The 19,126-nt window shown below is 63.1% G+C and carries 13 protein-coding genes; 1 reads left to right on the forward strand and 12 read right to left on the reverse strand.

The window, feature by feature from the left end; genetic code table 11:
- Positions 1-19: 19 nt before the first annotated feature.
- From VLI63_RS05855 to VLI63_RS05910, 12 genes are all read right to left on the reverse strand, one after another.
- Positions 20-853 carry a prepilin peptidase gene (locus VLI63_RS05855; RefSeq protein WP_409155936.1) on the reverse strand — a complete coding sequence of 278 codons (834 nt, stop codon included), beginning with the start codon at positions 851-853 and terminating at the stop codon, positions 20-22.
- Entirely contained in the window at positions 850-2,427 is a 1,578-nt protein-coding gene (locus VLI63_RS05860) for a hypothetical protein (protein ID WP_409155937.1), read from the reverse strand. The genes VLI63_RS05855 and VLI63_RS05860 overlap by 4 nt, the downstream gene beginning before the upstream one ends.
- A complete protein-coding gene (locus VLI63_RS05865) occupies positions 2,424-3,071 on the reverse strand; it encodes a type II secretion system protein J (protein WP_409155938.1) in 648 nt (215 codons plus the stop codon). The genes VLI63_RS05860 and VLI63_RS05865 overlap by 4 nt, the downstream gene beginning before the upstream one ends.
- Positions 3,064-3,711: a prepilin-type N-terminal cleavage/methylation domain-containing protein gene (locus tag VLI63_RS05870; RefSeq protein ID WP_409155939.1), complete on the reverse strand. Its 648-nt coding sequence runs from the start codon at positions 3,709-3,711 to the stop codon at positions 3,064-3,066. Before VLI63_RS05870 ends, VLI63_RS05865 begins: the two co-directional genes overlap by 8 nt.
- A gap of 105 nt (positions 3,712-3,816) precedes the next feature.
- Positions 3,817-4,227 carry a prepilin-type N-terminal cleavage/methylation domain-containing protein gene (locus VLI63_RS05875; protein WP_409155940.1) on the reverse strand — a complete coding sequence of 137 codons (411 nt, stop codon included), beginning with the start codon at positions 4,225-4,227 and terminating at the stop codon, positions 3,817-3,819.
- 224 nt (positions 4,228-4,451) lie between these two features.
- Positions 4,452-4,841, reverse strand: coding sequence for a type IV pilin protein (locus tag VLI63_RS05880; protein WP_409155941.1), 390 nt, complete (start codon positions 4,839-4,841; stop codon positions 4,452-4,454).
- Positions 4,842-4,895: 54 nt separating this feature from the next.
- The gene (locus VLI63_RS05885; RefSeq protein WP_185201746.1) at positions 4,896-6,119 is read right to left on the reverse strand and encodes a type II secretion system F family protein; all 1,224 of its coding nucleotides are present in this window, start codon (positions 6,117-6,119) and stop codon (positions 4,896-4,898) included.
- Positions 6,119-7,918, reverse strand: coding sequence for a type IV pilus twitching motility protein PilT (locus VLI63_RS05890; RefSeq protein WP_409155942.1), 1,800 nt, complete (start codon positions 7,916-7,918; stop codon positions 6,119-6,121). Before VLI63_RS05890 ends, VLI63_RS05885 begins: the two co-directional genes overlap by 1 nt.
- 64 nt (positions 7,919-7,982) lie before the next feature.
- The gene (locus VLI63_RS05895) at positions 7,983-9,653 is read right to left on the reverse strand and encodes a GspE/PulE family protein (protein WP_409155943.1); all 1,671 of its coding nucleotides are present in this window, start codon (positions 9,651-9,653) and stop codon (positions 7,983-7,985) included.
- Positions 9,654-9,973: 320 nt separating this feature from the next.
- The gene (locus tag VLI63_RS05900) at positions 9,974-13,855 is read right to left on the reverse strand and encodes a DNA-directed RNA polymerase subunit beta' (RefSeq protein ID WP_409155944.1); all 3,882 of its coding nucleotides are present in this window, start codon (positions 13,853-13,855) and stop codon (positions 9,974-9,976) included.
- A gap of 69 nt (positions 13,856-13,924) precedes the next feature.
- Positions 13,925-17,434, reverse strand: coding sequence for a DNA-directed RNA polymerase subunit beta (rpoB, locus tag VLI63_RS05905; protein ID WP_409155945.1), 3,510 nt, complete (start codon positions 17,432-17,434; stop codon positions 13,925-13,927).
- A 314-nt stretch (positions 17,435-17,748) separates the two neighbouring features.
- The gene (locus VLI63_RS05910) at positions 17,749-18,108 is read right to left on the reverse strand and encodes a group I truncated hemoglobin (RefSeq protein WP_409155946.1); all 360 of its coding nucleotides are present in this window, start codon (positions 18,106-18,108) and stop codon (positions 17,749-17,751) included.
- Positions 18,109-18,241: 133 nt separating this feature from the next.
- Between VLI63_RS05910 and VLI63_RS05915 the strand changes: the two genes are divergently transcribed.
- Complete coding sequence (locus VLI63_RS05915; RefSeq protein WP_409155947.1) at positions 18,242-19,105, forward strand: spermidine synthase; 864 nt, start codon at positions 18,242-18,244, stop codon at positions 19,103-19,105.
- The last annotated feature ends 21 nt before the right edge of the window (positions 19,106-19,126 follow it).

Below are 19,126 nucleotides of genomic sequence, written 5' to 3' on the forward strand. Positions count from 1 at the left end.
CCCCTGTGTGATGCGTGTGCTAGGCGACCGTGAGGTCGAATACTGAAAGGTAGCTCGCGAAGACCGCGTTGCCGACGACGATTCCGAGCCATGCTCCCGCGAACATCCACGGCCCGAACGGGATCCCGCTTTTGCGCCCCGCGCGCTTAGTCGCGAGAAGAATGATCGAGAAGCCCCCAGCCAGCAGGAAGGCGCTGAACGCACCCACGGCGACGGCTCCCCAGCCCGCCCAGCCCAGATAGATACCGAGCACGCCGGCCAGCTTGACATCCCCGAGACCCATGCCTCCGGGGTAGACGAGAGCCATCACGAGATAGAAGAGGAACAAGCCCGCCATGGCAATGCCCGACCCGATCAACGGGCCGAAGTCCCCGGACAGGATGCTCGCCGCGCCGAAGAGGGCAGCGCTCACGGCATAGGCGGGAATGACGATGACGTTGGGGAGTTTGTGCACGTCGAGGTCGATGAGTGCAAGCGCGATGGTGATCGCGGCCAGGTAGAGGAAGGCGACCATGACGAGTACCGCCGCGACCGCGCCAGCGGATGTCGTGGCCGCAAACGCCGCAGGGGCGAAGCCGAGCGCCACCAGGGCGAAGGAGACCGAGGTGGCGAGTTCTACCAGGGGGTAGCGAGCCGAGATGGGTGCCGCGCAATTCCGGCACTTGCCCCGGAGAAGGAGCCAGGACAGCACCGGGATGTTGTCGTAGGGCTTGATCTCGTGCTCGCAATTGGGGCATGCGCTCGGTGGCGACACTATGGACTTGCCGATCGGAACTCGATAGACGACGACGTTAAGGAAGGAACCGAGAAGCAGTCCGAGCACTGCCGCGAGGACGACGGTCACGGCGATCACTTGCTGTACTCCTTGTAACCACTCACGTCGGAATCGCTATAGATAGCGGGCGCATTCCACTTCTGCTCGAGACCACCGTTGCAGCCGGTAACGATCATCTTCGACCACTGACCGCTGGTGTAGGTATCCGTGGCATCGACCGCAAGGCAGCGACCGAGGTAGTCGGTGAAGAGATAGCTGGTGGCATACGTGCCGGTGTTGAGAAACCGTGTCCATCGCTGCGTCGTCGTGTTCCCGTTGTTGCAGAGCGTAAAAGTAACCAGTTTGCCGCCAGCCGACGGGGTCGTGAGGCAGTTCTTCTTGGCCGCGTCGCCCTGGTCGTAGACCACGATCTGCTGATTACCAAGGGACGCACTCGGGAGAGTCGGCTCGGTGTAGAACCATTTGTGGTTCCAGTTGAGTTTCGTTCCCGTGCCCGTGGGGTCCTGCTTGCACGGGTACGAAATCATGAACGCCTTCCCAATGCTCTGGTCAGTGACGTCGGCGCAACGACCAAACTCCTTGTAGTTGACCATCTGATTGGTGTTGTAGCTCGCCGCACCTGCTCCCACTGCGGTCGTCGGAGTGAACCCGCCGCCCGTGGTGGTGCTCACTGTGAGAACCACATCGGTAGCCGGGGTCGCGGAACTGAGGTAGAAGTTGGAGTAGTCGGTGTTGTTTGCCTGCTGGCCCTGCCAGGTATTCGAGCCGAACCAGCTCCACAGCTGGTTCCAACGGGTCGCATCCGAGCGACAGACCGCGAGGACCGCATTCCCGGCGAGCGCAGCTGTCTTACCGGCATTCGTCGGGCTGGAAATACAGAGGGGCGAGGTGAGCAGAGAACTAGCGAGTTTGATCTCGTAATCGACGTCATACACCCAGAGTTGGGTGGCGTCGTTCGCTGACTTGCAGTTGGCCGCCGACTTGAAGACGATCGTGGCACCAACGACTGCCGAGCTCGCCTGGAGGCAAAAGCCGTTGTTGTAGTCATAGATACGTCCGCCGGCGATGTTGACGTTGGACACTTTGAACTTGTACACCGCCGAGATGTAGCGATTTCCATAGGCGGCATCTGCCTGGCCGGGTACTGCCGCTCCGATGCCGTCGGCGAGAGCCAGGGCGAAGAGTGGCTGCGTGGTTCCCGAGAGCACGCTGCCCGCGCAGTCCATGTCATTCGCGTCCTGCCACGCGGTGTCCTTGCCGGTGGGGTCGACCATGAAATATTTCATGACGACGGAGTAGGTCGAGGTGGCGTCGTTTCCATCGACCTTTCCCGCAACCGTGCAGGGCAGCTTCGAGCGGATGCCCGTTGTCTTTCCCGTGGCGATATCCGTCTGCGCCAGGGATCGAACGACTCCAAGTGACGCTTGAATGCCTGCCTGGGCAGCGTAGACCGTGCGCGTGTTCTTCTGCGCAGTGAAGACGGGTGTCGCTTGGGAGAGGATCACGCTGAGCAACACCACGGACAGCCCCGCCACTAACAGCATGAAGAGGATCGCTGTCAGCAGTGCGACGCCCGCCTCGCTCTGTTCGCGGTCACGTCGTCGAGCCGCGATAGCGCGAACCGCGTCGAAGAGCCGGGTGATCGCCATCATGATCGATACCCACCGAAGGTGCAGACCGGAGTAAGCGGATCATTACTTCGCGATTTGATCGAGGTGTTGCGAGCAATGAACGTCGTCGACATTGATGCTCCCGCATTCTGGGCATCGGCGCCCGAATTGAGTGATAGAAGAAGTTGTTGGCGTGGAGTGTCGGTGATGTTCGCCGGCACCAGTTGGAATGGGTGGGTGGCGACCCCGTCGTTGGCCATATCGGTGAGCTTGACTGACCATGCCGTAGCGCTGGCGGAGTTGCCTTCGTTCCACTGACGAGACTCGAGCCTCAAATTCGTTACCGAGAATCGCCACTGGTAGCAGATCGCGACGAGACCGCCGGCGGTGCTCGCTGCTGGTACGCGGAACTCTACGTATTTGTCGCCGGACGCTCCAACCCCCGGGTAGTTGATCGAATCGGAGTAACGTACCTGCCGATCCATGATCCCGAAGAAGACCAGTGTGCTGTTCGTCGATTGTCCCACCAGCTGTGTGCGCACTTCGCTGCGCGAAATCGACGCGACGGACGTGAGCACGATGACCAGGAACACCGTGAAGATGGCCATCGCGACCAACAACTCGACGAGGCTGAAGCCGGACTGCGGGTCCCGTTCCGACACGTCCAAGGAACGTCGGTCAGCCATTGGTCTTCCATTCCAGGTCGGAGTGGGAATCGATCAGAGTGGAGATCGTGTAGACACAGGATCCGGCGACGGCGCATTCCTGGCCGGCCGTCCAGCCCACAACGACTATCACCCTCGTCAGCGGCGTATAGCCGGTGTAGAGGGCCGGTGCGTAGGTCAAACCGTCGATTTTTGTGCAGTCCCCGCCGGCAGTCTGTCCCCCGTTGGTACCGAGCTTCTCGAAGCATGTGCCGATCAGCGTTGTGACGGTGTAGGCGGTGCCGTTCTGGGTGACAGGATCGTCGATACGTATCGTCTGGGTGCCCGGCAGTGGAAGCGTGTGGTCGTACTCCTGGTACGTGTTACTGATACCGCTCGTGCCGGCATTTGCGGCGAAGCTGCCCTGGACCAGGGCCTGAGACCGGCCGCCATAGAGAATGGATGCGGGAAGGCCGTTGGCCTTTTCCATCGCCGCGTTCGCGACAGTCACGGCGATTGCCCGGCGCTGCTGGGAAACCGATCCTGTCGTCGCAGAAATCGCTAGGCCGATCGCGGCAGTGGCAACGATGCTCATGATCGCGATAGCCACGATCACCTCGACGAGGGTCATGCCAGTCGAGTCAGCGGCATTGCGCTCGAATCGACGTCTAATGGCTTTCATGGCCCCTCCTCTCGAGTGGCTGTCGAATCACGGGTAGGACTGGAATTGCGAGAACGATGCGGAACATGGACTGGGCCATGTTCCGCATCGTCGCCTTGCCGGAACTTACGGTGTGAACTTCCCGAGGCCACCAGCACTGCTGTCGTAGGTCTGGCTTCCCGTGACGTTCGTGTTCGATCCGAGGATCGTGTAGGAAGTCGCGCTCGGGGTTACGGTGATCGTGTTGCCATCGCTTACCTTGATGCCGTTGGTCGCGTTGCTCACCGGGAAGGCTGAGAACGAGCCGCTGTGGCTGGTTCCCCAGGTCTCGACGACCACAGCAGCGTTCTTGAGGTCGGAAGCCACGGAGGCCTTCCAGGCGCTCTGGCGCTGGTTGAGGAACACCGGGATGGCGATCGCGGCGAGGATGCCGATGATGATGATGACGACGAGGAGCTCGATGAGCGTGAAGCCCTTCTCCCCATCCTTACGAGCCTCGCGGCCGGCCGTCATGGCCTTGTTCATGCGAATGATCATGTGATTGATTCCTGTTCATTGAGAATGTTGATGGACAGGTGGCCCCCAATTGCAATGCCCCCTGAGATCATGTTGGCCGCACCGTTAGCCCCGCGGAATCCCGCAAACAGGGGTAATCCGGCCAGAACGCGCCCCCAGTACGGGGGCAAGTCGGCGATTCCGGTTACGCCAAAGCGACAGCATCCGATAGGAGTGCTGTCGCTTTGCCTCACTGACAGAAGTGACTAGGGCGTGAACTTTCCCAGTCCGCCGGCAGCTCGGTCATAGACCTGGCTGCCGGGGCTCACGTTCGCGTTCGACCCGAGAATGGTGAAGGTGGTTGCGCTTGGGCGCACCACGATCGTGTTGCCATCGGTCGCCTTGATGCCGTTGGTCGCATTGCTCACCGGGAAGTCGGCGAACGACCCGTCGTGGTTCATTCCCCAGGTCTCGACCACGATTGCGGCATTCTTCAGATCACTCGCCACTGTCGCCTTCCAGGCGCTCTGGCGCTGGTTGAGGAAGACCGGGACGGCGATCGCAGCAAGGATGCCGATGATCACGATGACGACCATCAACTCGATCAGCGAGAAGCCCGCCTCACCCTGAATGCGAGCCTGGCGCGCGCGGATCAATCTCCGGTGTGTACGGCTGATCATGTGGTTTGTCCCTGATCGGAGCGAGCGAGACTACTTGTTGATCTCGTTGAAGATGGTGAAGATCGGCATGTAGAGCGCCACGATCATGCCACCGATGACAGTGCCGATCACGGCGATCATCAAGGGCTCGATGAGGGATGTCAGCGCTTCTGCGGTGCTCTGCACCTCTTCTTCATAGAAGTCAGCGACCTTGGTCAGCATGATCTCCAGGGCCCCCGAATCCTCTCCGACGGCGATCATCTGCACCACCATCGACGGGAAGATCGGCTGTTCCGCGAGCGGTGCAGCGATCGAATTGCCGGTGCGCACAGACTCCTGGACTTTCTTCAGTGCATTTTCGATCACCCAGTTGCCCGAGGTCTCTCCGACGATGCTGAGGGACTGCAGGATCGGAACTCCGGCGGCGATCATCGCTGAGAAATTCCGGGTGAAGCGCGCGACAGCCACTTTTGCGAACAGCCCGCCGAATACCGGGATCTTGAGTTTGAGCGGGTCGAATACGCTCCGAACGCTGTCCTTCTCCTTATTCAACCGCCACCAGACGCTGGAGCCCACTATGGCCACGACAAGAAGAGGGAAGATCCAGATCATGTTCTGAGAGAGCGTCACAAGAATCTGTGTCGGCAGCGGCAGATGTCCACCCAGGCTCGTGAACATCGCCTGGAACACCGGCACGATGAAGATGAGCATGGCGATGACCGCCACGAAGGCCATGATGAGCACGGCGATCGGGTAGGTCAGTGCGGACTTGATGGTCGCGCGCAGCTTCACGTCGGATTCGAAGTTGTTTGCGATCGACTCGAGCGCTCCGTCCAGGAATCCACCGGTCTCGCCGGCACGCACCAGATGGATCATCAGGCGCGGGAAGACTCTGGGGAACTTCGCGAAGCTCGCCGACAGCGAAGAACCACCCTCAATGTCGGAGCGGACCTCACCGAGCGTGGACGCGAGGGCCTTGTTTTCCGTCTGGTCGGCAAGGATGGTGAGCGTGCGCAGCAGCGAGAGTCCGGCAGCGATCATGGTCGCCATCTGCCGACTCATGATGGCGAGGTCCTTGAGCCCGACTCCCTTGCTGAGGAACTTGATCTCCATGTTGAGACCGGTGCCCTCTTTGGACTCCTCGATCGAGGTCGGGGAGACCCCCATCGAGCGCAGGCGCATCGCCGCATTCGATTCGGTGGATGCTTCGAGCCTGCCCTTGACGACCTTGCCCTGGGCATCCCGACCCTTGTAGGCGTAGGCGAGAGTGGCCATTATTCACCGATCTTTCTCGAGTAGGCGTCCTTGAAGTCGATTCCAGTGGATGCCATCGCCTGGGCTGCGACATCCGTCGCGCTCTCATTGCGATGGATGAGCTGCTTCAGCGATTCGGCATCCTGTGCCTTCTCGATCGCGGCGGCCACCGTGATGGTGCCCGCATTGGCCAGGTCGGCGAGGTGAGAGTCCATGGTGTGCATGCCGTGGTCTCGGCCGGCCTGCATCGCAGAGGCGATCTGGTAGGTCTTTCCCTCACGGATGAGGTTGTTGATGGCCGGCGTGGCGATGAGGATCTCGGTGGCCACTACTCGGCCGGATCCGCTCGCCTTCTTCACCAGCGTCTGGCAGACGACTCCCTGAAGCACGGCGGCGAGTTGGGAGCGTACCTGACCCTGCTGGTGCGGGGGGAACACGTCGATGATGCGGTCGATGGTCTGCGCCGCGTCCTGCGTGTGGAGGGTCGCGAACACGAGATGTCCGGTCTCAGCCGCTGTGAGGGCCACCGAGATCGTCTCGAGGTCTCGAAGCTCACCGATCAGGATCACATCGGGGTCCTGCCGCAGCACGTGCTTGAGCGCGGCCTGGAAGCTGTGAGTGTCAGGACCGACCTCGCGCTGGTTCACCAGCGACTTGTGGTTCTTGTGCATGAACTCGATCGGGTCTTCCACCGTGACGATGTGGTCGGCACGAGTGCGGTTCACCAGGTCGATGAGCGCGGCGAGGGTGGTGGACTTTCCAGAACCGGTCGGGCCGGTCACGAGCACGAGACCGCGCGGGAGTTTGGCGAATCGGCCGATGGTCTCGGGCACGCCGAGGTCCTTCAGCTGCTTGATCTCGGTGGGGATGAGTCGGAAAGCCGCCCCCATCGAGTTGCGCTGCTGGTAGATGTTGACGCGGAATCGGGCGTTGGCCGAGAGCGTGTACGCCAGGTCGAGCTCGAGCTCTTTGTCGAAGGCGATGCGCTGCTCCGGACTGAGGATGCTGAGAAGCGCGGAAGTGACCTTGGCCCGGTTCCAGACCGAAGTGCCGCCAACCTGACGCAGCACACCGTCCACCCGGATGGTCGGCGCTGCGTTGACCGTGACGTGGAGGTCGGATGCTCCGGAGTAGAGCACGTCGGTGAGAGCGGCGATGAGGTCGGCGTCGACGTTGAGGCGGGGGGAAGAATTGCCCTCCCCCGCGGTCGGCTCCTCGAAGAACGGTGAATCGTCCCCGTCGTCCCCGTCGTCCCCTTCGTGCTCATCGTCGAGGTCATAGGTCGTTGCCGACCCGGAGGTGATATCGGCGAGTGCCCGCTCGAGCAACGTGCTGGTCTCCGAGGGAGCCGAGTACGGCGTCGGTGCGGCGACCACGGGAGCCGGCGCTTCGAACAGGTCGTAGGCGGGAGGCGCGGTGGGCGCCTCATAGGTGTGGGAAACGGTGGGCGGCGGAGCGGCGGCATACGCGGGAGGCGAATAGGCGGGCGCGGCACTGGCGGGCGGCACGATCGTGAGGTCCCAGGCATCCGGCTCCGCGGTCGGAGAGTAGGCTCCGGCAACCGGGGCGACCCCGAAAGGCGAGGTTCCGGCGACCGGGGGCGCGAGGTCGGGCGTGTGCCGATGCGGCTGGCTGGTGAAGAACTCCTCCGGCGGAAGCTGGCCGGCGGGCTCGACGTACTCCGGAGCCGCGTAGGTCGGAGCTGAATAGCCCAACGGATCCGCGTTCATCGCTGCCGCGTCGGCGGCGGCCTGCGCGGCGCGGCGCGGCGACAGGATCGGCGTGATGTTGCCCACCGGAATCTCATACGGCTGGTTCATTCGGATTTCCCCCTTGGTACAAAGTGCGAACCGCGACCCCCTCGGACGCGGAAACAGGTGTGAGTTAGGCGACCACGCGCAGAATCTCTTCGATCGAGGTGAGACCCATCTGGGCCTTCGACCAGCCGTCCTGCCGAAGCGTGAGCATGCCCTCGGCCATCGCGACGCTCTTGATCTCTGCGCTGGATGCACGACGCACGGCCATGCGCTCGATTTCCTCGCTGACCGCCATGATCTCGTGGATCGCGATGCGTCCGCGGTACCCGGTGTTCGAGCAGACCGAGCATCCGATGGGCTGGTGAAGGGTCGGAACCGGCTGCTCGGGATCGATGTAGAACCCGAAGGCGGCCATCTCGGTAGCGACCGGCGTATAGGGCTCTTTGCAGCGATCGCAGAGACGCCTCGCGAGTCGCTGGGCCACCACGGAATCGAGGGCGGAACCGACGAGGAACGGCTCGATCTCCATCTCGATGAGACGGGTGATCGCGCTCGGCGCGTCGTTGGTGTGAAGGGTCGAGAGCACGAGGTGGCCGGTGAGCGAGGCTTCGATGGCGATCTGTGCCGTCTCGTGGTCGCGGATCTCACCGAGCAGCACGACATCCGGGTCGGATCGCAGGATCGACCGGAGAGCGCTGGCGAAGGTCAGACCGGCTTTCGGGTTCACCTGCACCTGGTTGATGCCGGCCATGCGGTATTCCACCGGGTCCTCGACGGTGATCACGTTGATCTCGGGCTTCGCCACAGTGTTGAGCGTCGTATACAGGGTCGTCGACTTGCCGGATCCCGTCGGCCCGGTCACGAGGATCATGCCGTAGGGCTTTGTGTACGACTTCTTGTAGACGTCGAAGTTGCGCTTCAACAGTCCGAGGTCGTCGAGGTTCATGCTGGACCCCGAGTTGTCGAGGATTCGCATGACGACCTTCTCGCCCCACACCGTGGGGAGGGTCGCGACGCGCAGGTCGATCTTTCGACCGGCGTGGATGACGGAGAGGCGGCCATCCTGTGGTTTGCGTCGCTCGGCGATGTCGATGTCGCTCATGATCTTGAGGCGTGAGATCACGCCGTTCTGGATCTGCTTGGGCGCGCGTTGCATCTCGTGCAACACGCCGTCGATGCGGTAGCGCACACGCATCTCGTGTTCGGCCGGCTCGATGTGGATGTCCGAGGCGCGGTCCTGGATGGCCTGGCTGATGAGCAGGTTGACGAAACGCACGATCGGCGCGTCGTCTTCGAAGGATTCGCTTCCCACCGGCACCATGTCGGCGGAGGGCTTGACCTCCTCCTCCAGCGCGGTGGTGAGGTCGCTGAGCTCTCCGTCGGCGCGAAGCAGGCGATTCATGGCGTTGCGCAAGTCCTGGCGCTCCGCGACCACCGCGTTCACACGCATCCGTGTTGCTGCTCGAATGTCGTCGAGGGCGAAGACGTCGCCGGGGTTCGCCATTGCAACGGTGATCGTGTCTCCGGCAACCGACAGCGGCAGCAGATCGTGGCGACGGCAGAGGGTGGCGGAAACGAGCGAGACCGCGGTGCGGTCGATGGGGAAGTCGACGAGTTCCACGAAGGGCAGCCCGGCTTGTGCGGCACGTGCTGACGCGACCTGGACGTCGGTGAGCACTCCCTTGTCGATCAGGTTGATGATCTGGAGTTCATCGGTGGCCGGGTCTCCACTGATGTCGTCGAGACTCTCGATCGGCATGAGGCCACGGATGATGAGGATCTCAGCAACTGAAGACATTCCCGCGCCCTTTCTGTTCGTATTAACCGGGAAGGCGCAAAACGAAAGTAGGACGATCCCCCCGGAAATCCCACGCTATAGGCGCAGCGTGAGCAAACACAGTCCCGCGATAGGGGGGCACGGCGTGGTTGACCGCGAACGTCCCCCCTCCGTAGTAGGGCCTGTCCGGCCGTGCCGCACGGTCGAGATGCCACCAACTGCTCTCACACCCGCCGGGGAAGACACATTGTGGCATCTCGAGGGGGATGGGGGGAGAGAAGGGAGCAGCTAACGACGGATGGCCCCTCACCGTGGTGAGGGGCCATCCGTCTAGAAGGTGCTTAGTTGTACGTACCCGGCGTGTAGTCGTCCGACGAGAAGCTGTCGAAGTCGACGAACGAGAGGTCCGCCTCCGAGAACACCGAGTCATCCGTGAAGATGCGGTTCGGGTAGCGCTCGGCCTTCGCCTCTTCCGTCGCCTCGACGGAGACGTTGCGGTACTTCGGCAGGCCGGTTCCGGCAGGAATCAGCTTTCCGATGATCACGTTCTCCTTCAGGCCCATCAGCGGGTCGGACTTGCCCTCCATGGCGGCCTGCGTGAGAACACGCGTGGTCTCCTGGAACGACGCAGCCGACAGCCACGACTCGGTCGCGAGGGATGCCTTGGTGATACCCATGACCTCCTGGCGAGCGGATGCGGTCTTCTTGCCCTCGGTGAGCGCGGAACGGTTGAGCTCGTTGTACTTGAGGCGGTCGACGAGCTCACCCGGAAGCAGACCGGTGTCACCGTGATCGACGACAGTCACCTTGCGGAGCATCTGGCGAACGATGACCTCGATGTGCTTGTCGTGAATCGGCACACCCTGCGAGCGGTAGACGCCCTGCACACCGCTGACGAGGTGGATCTGGACGGCACGCACACCGCGGACTCGAAGAACTTCCTTCGGGTCGATCGCGCCGACGTGCAGCTGCTGTCCGAGCTCGACGTGCTGGCCATCCTCGACGAGGAGGGTCGCGCGCTTGAGCACCGGGTAGGCGATCGGCTCGTCACCGTTGTCGGGGGTCAGGATCAGCTTGCGGCTGCGGTCCGTGTCCTCGATCGTGATGCGACCGGCGGCCTCGGCGATCGGGGACGCACCCTTGGGGGTGCGGGCCTCGAACAGCTCGGTGACGCGCGGCAGACCCTGGGTGATGTCATCCGCGGATGCCACACCACCGGTGTGGAAGGTACGCATCGTGAGCTGTGTTCCGGGCTCACCGATCGACTGGGCCGCGATGATGCCGACGGCCTCTCCGATGTCGACGAGCTTTCCGGTAGCGAGCGAACGGCCGTAGCAGGTCGCACACACACCGACAGCGGACTCACACGTGAGCACCGAACGCACCTTGATGTTGTGAACACCGGCAGCGAGCAGGGTGTCGAGCAGCACGTCTCCGACGTCCGCACCGGCCTGGGCGATGACCTCGCCCTTGTCGTTGACGGCGTCAGCGGCGAGGCTGCGAGCGTAGACCGAGTTCTCGACGTTGACGTCCAGCGACCAGTTGCCTGCGGCATCCTGGACGGCGATCGGCATGTCGAGGCCCTTGGTGGTGCCACAGTCGTCCTCGCGGATGATGACATCCTGCGATACGTCGACGAGTCGACGCGTCAGGTACCCGGAGTCGGCGGTACGAAGCGCCGTGTCGGCCAGTCCCTTGCGAGCACCGTGAGTCGCGATGAAGTACTCGGCGACCGAGAGTCCTTCGCGGTAGCTCGAGATGATCGGGCGGGGGATGATCTCACCCTTCGGGTTCGACACGAGTCCACGCATACCGGCGATCTGGCGAACCTGCATCCAGTTTCCACGGGCACCGGAGGTGACCATGCGGTTGATGGTGTTGTCGGCCGGCATGTTGTCTTCCATCGCCTTGGCGACTTCGGCCGTTGCCTTGTTCCAGATCTCGATGAGCTCCTGGCGACGCTCGGCGTCGGTCGTGAGTCCCTTCTCGAACTGGGTCTGGACCTTCGTGGCCTGCTTCTCGTAGCCCTCGATGATCTGGCGCTTGTTCGGCGGGGTGAGCACGTCGCTGAGCGCGACGGTCACACCGGAACGGGATGCCCAGTGGAATCCGGCGTCCTTGATGCGGTCGAGCGCAGCGGCGACCTCCACCTTGGGGTACCGCTCGGCGAGATCGTTGACGATCGCGGAGAGCTGGCCCTTGTCGGCGACGGCCTCGACGTACGGGTAGTCCGCCGGAAGGGTCTCGTTGAAGATGGCCCGACCGAGGCTCGTGTTCACGAGCACCGGCTTGCCCGCTTCGAATCCTTCCGGCTCCTGTCCCTCGGCGAAGACGACATCCGACAGGCGGATGCGCACCTTCGCGTTGAGGTCGACCGAGTGCTGGTCGTGAGCGAGGATCGCCTCGGCGATCGAGGAGAACGCGCGGCCTTCGCCGACGACGCCTTCCTTGAGCGTGGTGAGGTGGTGCAGACCGATGATCATGTCCTGCGTCGGCAGGGTGACCGGGCGACCGTCGGACGGCTTCAGGATGTTGTTCGACGCGAGCATCAGGATGCGCGCCTCGGCCTGGGCCTCGACCGACAGCGGAAGGTGCACAGCCATCTGGTCACCGTCGAAGTCGGCGTTGAACGCCGCACAGACGAGGGGGTGAAGCTGGATGGCCTTGCCCTCGACGAGCTGAGGCTCGAACGCCTGGATACCCAGGCGGTGAAGGGTGGGCGCACGGTTGAGCAGCACGGGGCGCTCGCGGATGATCTCCTCGAGCACATCCCACACCTGCGGACGCGAACGCTCGACCATGCGCTTGGCGCTCTTGATGTTCTGAGCGTGGCTGAGGTCGATGAGTCGCTTGATCACGAACGGCTTGAACAGCTCGAGTGCCATCTGCTTGGGCAGACCACACTGGTGGAGCTTGAGCTGAGGTCCGACGATGATGACCGAACGACCGGAGTAGTCGACGCGCTTTCCGAGCAGGTTCTGGCGGAAACGACCCTGCTTTCCCTTGAGCATGTCGCTCAGGGACTTGAGGGCACGGTTGCCGGTACCGGTGACGGGGCGACCGCGGCGACCGTTGTCGAACAGTGCGTCGACGGCCTCCTGCAGCATCCGCTTCTCGTTGTTCACGATGATCTCGGGAGCACCGAGGTCGAGGAGACGACGCAGGCGGTTGTTGCGGTTGATCACACGACGGTAGAGGTCGTTGAGGTCGGAGGTCGCGAAACGTCCACCATCGAGCTGCACCATCGGGCGCAGTTCCGGCGGGATGACCGGCACGACTTCGAGCACCATGGCGGCCGGCGAGTTGCCGGTCTGGAGGAAGGAGTTGACGACGCGCAGTCGCTTGATCGCGCGGATCTTCTTCTGGCCCTTGCCGTTGGCGATCTGGTCGTGCAGGTCGTCGCTCTCGGTCGCGAGGTCGAAGGCCTGGAGACGCTTCTGGATGGCCTCGGCGCCCATGTAGGCCTCGAAGTACACCCCGAAACGGTCCTGAAGGTCGTGGAAGACCGCGTCCTCTGGCTTGAGGTCGCCGACCTTGAGGCTGCGGAAGTCATCCCACACGCGCTCGAGCTGGGCGATCTGCTCGTCGAATGACTTGCGGGCCTGGCCCATCTCCTTTTCGGCGACGTCCTTGGTGCGACGCTTCTGGTCTGCCTTCGCACCCTCTTCTTCCAGGGCGGCGAGGTCGGTCTCGAGGCGCTGCAGGCGGTCGGCGATGCGGGCATCGCGCTGGCTCTCCAGCTCCTTGATCTCGAGGCGGATCTCGTTCTCGAGTCCGGGCATGTCGTCGTGACGGCCCTCCTCGTCGACGGAGATGACCATGTAGGCAGCGAAGTAGATGACCTTCTCGAGGTCCTTCGGCGCCATGTCGAGCAGGTAACCCAAGCGCGACGGGACGCCCTTGAAGTACCAGATGTGGGTGACCGGGGCGGCGAGTTCGATGTGGCCCATGCGCTCACGGCGCACCGACGACTTCGTGACCTCTACGCCGCAGCGCTCACAGACGATTCCTTTGAAGCGCACGCGCTTGTACTTGCCGCACGAGCACTCCCAGTCGCGGCTCGGTCCGAAGATCTGCTCTCCGAAGAGGCCATCTTTCTCGGGCTTGAGCGTGCGGTAGTTGATCGTTTCGGGCTTCTTGACTTCACCGTGCGACCAGCGACGGATGTCGTCAGCGGTTGCGAGGCCGATACGAAGCTCATCGAACGTTGTTACGTCGAGCAATTTTTCTCCTACTTTAGAAAAACTTTGAAAATGGGTGTCGGGGTTCGTGACCTAAGAGCCTTAGCGGACTCAGATGTCGTCGATCGACGAGTTCTCGAAGCGGGTGGAGATGTTGATGCCGAGCTCCTCAGCGGCACGGAAGACCTCGTCGTCCGTGTCGCGCAGGCTCACTGCCGTGCCGTCCGCCGAAAGGACTTCGACGTTGAGGCACAGCGACTGCATCTCCTTGATGAGCACCTTGAAGCTCTCGGGGATACCCGGCTCCTGAATGTTCTCGCCCTTGACGATGGCTTCGTACACCTTGACTCGGCCGAGGATGTCATCCGACTTGATCGTCAGAAGCTCCTGCAGTGCGTAAGCGGCGCCATAGGCCTCGAGGGCCCAGACCTCCATCTCACCGAATCGCTGACCACCGAACTGCGCCTTACCACCCAGCGGCTGCTGCGTGATCATCGAGTACGGTCCCGTCGAGCGAGCGTGGATCTTGTCGTCGACTAGGTGGTGGAGCTTGAGGATGTACATGTAACCGACCGACACCGGCTGCGGGAACGGCTCACCGGAGCGACCGTCGAACAGCTGGGCCTTACCGGACGAACCGATGAGGCGGTCGCCGTCGCGGGTCGGGGTCGTGGAGTCGAGAAGACCCTCGATCTCGGCCTCGAGCGCGCCGTCGAACACCGGGGTCGCGACCTTGGTGCCCGGAGCGGCCGACTTGGCCTCCTCGGAGATCTTGGCGGCCCACTTCGGGTTGCCCTTGATGTCCCAGCCCTGCTTGGCGACCCATCCGAGGTGCGTCTCGAGCACCTGACCGAAGTTCATTCGACCGGGGATACCGAGCGGGTTCAGGATGATGTCGACCGGGGTTCCATCGGCGAGGAACGGCATGTCTTCGACCGGGAGGATCTTGGAGATGACGCCCTTGTTGCCGTGACGGCCGGCGAGCTTGTCGCCCTCGGTGATCTTGCGCTTCTGGGCGATGAACACGACAACGCGCTGGTTGACACCAGAGCCGAGCTCGTCGTCACCGTCCTGCGAGTCGAACACCTTGACGCCGATGATAGTTCCGGCCTCACCGTGAGGAACCTTGAGCGAGGTGTCGCGCACCTCGCGGCTCTTCTCGTTGAAGATGGCGCGCAGCAGGCGCTCCTCGGCCGAGAGCTCGGTCTCGCCCTTCGGCGTGACCTTTCCGACCAGGATGTCACCGGGGCGAACCTCGGCTCCGATGCGGATGATGCCGCGCTCGTCCAGGTCTGCAAGCAGCTCCGGGCTCACGTTCGGCAGGTCGCGAGTGATCTCTTCCTTGCCGAGCTTGGTGTCGCGGGCGTCGACCTCGTACTCCTCGATGTGAATCGAGGAGAGGGTGTCGTCCTTCACCAGGTTCTGGCTCAGGATCATCGCGTCCTCGAAGTTGTAGCCCTCCCACGGCATGAATGCCACGAGCAGGTTCTTTCCGAGGGCGAGTTCGCCGTTCTCCGTCGCGGGGCCATCGGCCAGAACCTGGCCGACCTCGATGCGGTCGCCCGCACTGACGATGACGCGGTTGTTGTACGAGGTTCCCTGGTTCGAGCGGTTGAACTTGCGCAGGTAGTAGTCCTGCGTTCCACCGGCGTCGAGCTGGATGGTGACGACGTCAGCCGAGACCTCGGAGACGACACCAGCGGCATCCGCGGTGATCACGTCTCCGGCGTCGATGGCCGCATAGCCCTCCATACCGGTACCGACGAGCGGCGACTCGCTGCGGAGCAGCGGCACGGCCTGGCGCTGCATGTTCGCACCCATGAGGGCGCGGTTCGCATCGTCGTGCTCGAGGAACGGGATGAGCGAGGTCGCGACCGACACCATCTGGCGCGGCGAGACATCCATGTAGCCGATCTCGTCGATGAGGAAGAGGTCGACCTCTCCACCCTTCTTGCGAGCAAGCACACGGGGCTCGGCGAAGCGGGCATCGGGGGTGAGCGGTGCGTTGGCCTGCGCCACCACGTACTCGTCCTCTTCGCTCGCCGTGAGGTAGTCGATGGTCTCGGAGACCACACCGTTGATGACGCGACGGTAGGGGGTCTCGATGAAACCGAAGGAGTTGATGCGTGCGAACGACGCGAGCGAACCGATCAGGCCGATGTTCGGGCCTTCCGGGGTCTCGATCGGGCACATGCGTCCGTAGTGCGAGGGGTGAACGTCTCGCACCTCGACGCCGGCACGCTCACGGGACAGACCACCCGGGCCGAGCGCGGACAGGCGGCGCTTGTGGGTGAGACCCGCGAGCGGGTTGTTCTGGTCCATGAACTGAGACAGCTGCGAGGTACCGAAGAACTCCTTGATCGCGGCGACGACGGGGCGCACGTTGATCAGGGTCTGCGGGGTGATCGCTTCGATGTCCTGCGTGGTCATGCGCTCGCGAACGACGCGCTCCATGCGGGAGAGACCGGTGCGCACCTGGTTCTGGATGAGCTCACCGACCGCGCGGATGCGACGGTTGCCGAAGTGGTCGATGTCGTCCACGTCGAGGCGGAGCTCCACCGGCTTGCCATCGCGGATGCCCGGGAGCGTCTTCTGCTCGTCGTGCAGGGCGACCAGGTACTTGATCGTCGCGAGGATGTCCTGCTGGCTGAGCACGGAGTTCGACAGCTGCGCGTCGATACCCAGCTTGCGGTTGATCTTGTAACGACCGACCTTCGCCAGGTCGTAGCGCTTGGAGTTGAAGTAGAAGTTGTCGAGGAGCGCACGCGCTGCCTCGGCGGCGACCTGCTCTCCCGGACGGAGCTTGCGGTAGATGTCCTTGAGCGCCTCATCCTTCGTGAGGATGTTGTCCTTCTCGAGCGTCAGCTCGATGGACGCGAAGCCCTTGAACTCCTCGAGGATCTCTTCACTCGTAAGGCCGAGGGCCTTGAGGAACACAGTGACCGACTGCTTGCGCTTGCGGTCGATGCGCACGCCGACCTGGTCGCGCTTGTCGATCTCGAACTCGAGCCAGGCACCACGGCTCGGGATGATGCGAGCGGAGTAGATGTCCTTGTCGGAGGTCTTCTCCTGCTGGCGCTCGAAGTACACACCGGGCGAACGCACGAGCTGGGAGACGACGACACGCTCGGTGCCGTTGATGACGAAGGTCCCCTTGGGGGTCATGAGCGGGAAGTCGCCCATGAAGACGGTCTGGGTCTTGATCTCACCCGTGAGGTGGTTCATGAACTCGGCCTCGACGTACAGCGGCGCGGAGAAGGTCTTGCCCTTCTCCTTGCACTCGTCGATCGAGTACTTCTTCTCTTCGAGGAAGGGGTTCGTGAACGAGAGCTGCATGGTCTCGCCGAGGTCCTCGATCGGAGAGATCTCTTCGAAGATCTCCTCGAGGCCGGTGAGTGCCGGAAGGTCCTGGCGACCGGAGGCTTTTGCCTCGGCAGCGCGTTCCTTCCAGAGGTCGTTCCCGACGAGCCAGTCGAAGCTCTCCGTCTGGAGTGCGAGAAGATCGGGAACTGTCAGCGTGTCGGTGATCTTCGCGAACGAGAGGCGCTCAGCTGAGCGTCCGTTCTTGGGAGATCCCTTTTTCGACGAGTTCGTGGTGGATGCGTTGCGAGCAGCAGCCAAGGAAATAACCTCCGGTGGGCGGTATTACGCGCCCCATTGCCTAATTTGGGAGTTCAGTCGGTGATGAGTGTCGCTCCAGGGGTGTGCTCGAAAGTGAACGAGCGCAGCCGACCGCAATATGAAGGCAGAGATTTCCTGGGAGCGCAAAGAACCACTATAGGCCGGAATTGGTCACAAGTGCAAGTCGATTCTTGACCAATTTCACAAAAGCGAGTATAAACACCGCATTCTGTCGAATCGGGGGGGCTCGGACGGCGGATCTGACGGCCAACGGAAGGCTGCGGGAAGGCCGGTAGCGGGCTCGCCCCGCGAACTCAGCTCTCGACTTCGACGATCACCGCACGCAGCTGCGAGAGCCGGGCACTCACCCGGCGGATGTTCTCCGGAGCGGCGCCCACTGTCTCGAGAGACTCCCCCAGACTGTGCACCAGGAGGTCGAAGGCCTCGCCGGTGACCCGGAGACCCGCGTGGGCGTGACGCATGCTCCGGCCCTCATAGCGCTCCGGGCCGTCGAGCGCGACGGTGAGGTAGGCGTGCAGGTGCAACCGGAGTTGGCCACTGTCAATGACAGAGAACCAGGGCGACAGGAGTTCATCGGTGCTGACCCGCTGCCAGAACTCGGACACCACAGCGGCGACAGCGGCGTCTCCGCCGATCTCGTCATACAAATTCATTGAATTCCCCGCGCCGACTCGATTACCAGAGTCATTCTCATACGAAAGTGAGGATCTTGACAATTCCCCCCAACAAGGGCTCCCCGAATGAGGCACGCTCCCGCCGATGCAGCGAGTGTGGCAGGGTCGTGGGGTGACCGAACATCCCTCCGCGATCCTCAAACTCAGCGGCTATCGAGCGGTGATCGAGCCCGATCGCTGGGTGCCGGGCAGCTTCACCCTCATCGTCGATGGAACCCCGCAGTCGCACGTGAACCTCGAGGACCCGAGCCAGCTGTTCTTCGAATACATCCAGCGCATCGGGCATGTGGTCGACCAGCTCAGGATGCCGGGCGAACCCCTCACGGCCCTGCACCTGGGTGCCGGGGCATTCACCCTTCCGCGCTACATCGAGGCGACCCGCCCGGGATCCCGTCAGCAGGTCGTGGAGATCGAGACCGACCTCGTCGACCTCGTTCGCGCTCACCTGCCGTTGCCGCGAAACGCGTCCATCCGGGTGCGGCACGGGGACGCGAGGGAGGTGCTCGGCAAACTCCCGGGCGGACTCCGCGGCGAGATCGACCTGCTGGTCGTGGATGTCTTCAGCGGCGCCCGCACGCCGGCCCATGTGACGAGTCTCGAGTTCTACCGCGAGGCGGTCGCGCTGCTGAAGCCCGATGGCGTGGTCGTGGCGAACGTCGCCGACGGCCCCGGACTCGCTTTCGCCCGCGGCCAGGCCGCCACCATGCTCGCCGCCACCGGGCATGTCGCCGCCCTCGCCGAAACCCAGATCCTCAAGGGTCGCCGCTTCGGCAACGTGGTGATGGTGGGCTCGCGCGAACCGCTGCCGATGGACTGGATGCCGCGGCTCCTGGCCGGCGGACCGCATCCCTCCAAAGTGGTGGAGGGGGCCGAGCTGCGCAACTGGATCGCGGGAGCCTCGATCGTCACCGACGACACGGCTGTGCAATCTCCTCCCCCGGCCAAGAACATCTTCCAGGTGGGCAACCGCGACTGACGTGAGATTGCCAGCGAATCG

The sequence above is a fragment of the Lacisediminihabitans sp. H27-G8 genome (genome assembly GCF_046156175.1).
Taxonomy (GTDB): Bacteria; Actinomycetota; Actinomycetes; order Actinomycetales; family Microbacteriaceae; genus Lacisediminihabitans.

What these genes read in the sequence shown, in the direction of transcription:
- VLI63_RS05910 (WP_409155946.1), bottom strand. Translation starts at nt 18,108, where the DNA reads ATGAATTTGTATGACGAGATCGGCGGAGACGCCGCTGTCGCCGCTGTG.
- VLI63_RS05865 (WP_409155938.1), bottom strand. Translation starts at nt 3,071, where the DNA reads ATGGCTGACCGACGTTCCTTGGACGTGTCGGAACGGGACCCGCAGTCC.
- VLI63_RS05860 (WP_409155937.1), bottom strand. Translation starts at nt 2,427, where the DNA reads ATGATGGCGATCACCCGGCTCTTCGACGCGGTTCGCGCTATCGCGGCT.
- VLI63_RS05875 (WP_409155940.1), bottom strand. Translation starts at nt 4,227, where the DNA reads ATGATCATTCGCATGAACAAGGCCATGACGGCCGGCCGCGAGGCTCGT.
- VLI63_RS05895 (WP_409155943.1), bottom strand. Translation starts at nt 9,653, where the DNA reads ATGTCTTCAGTTGCTGAGATCCTCATCATCCGTGGCCTCATGCCGATC.
- VLI63_RS05890 (WP_409155942.1), bottom strand. Translation starts at nt 7,918, where the DNA reads ATGAACCAGCCGTATGAGATTCCGGTGGGCAACATCACGCCGATCCTG.
- VLI63_RS05870 (WP_409155939.1), bottom strand. Translation starts at nt 3,711, where the DNA reads ATGAAAGCCATTAGACGTCGATTCGAGCGCAATGCCGCTGACTCGACT.
- VLI63_RS05885 (WP_185201746.1), bottom strand. Translation starts at nt 6,119, where the DNA reads ATGGCCACTCTCGCCTACGCCTACAAGGGTCGGGATGCCCAGGGCAAG.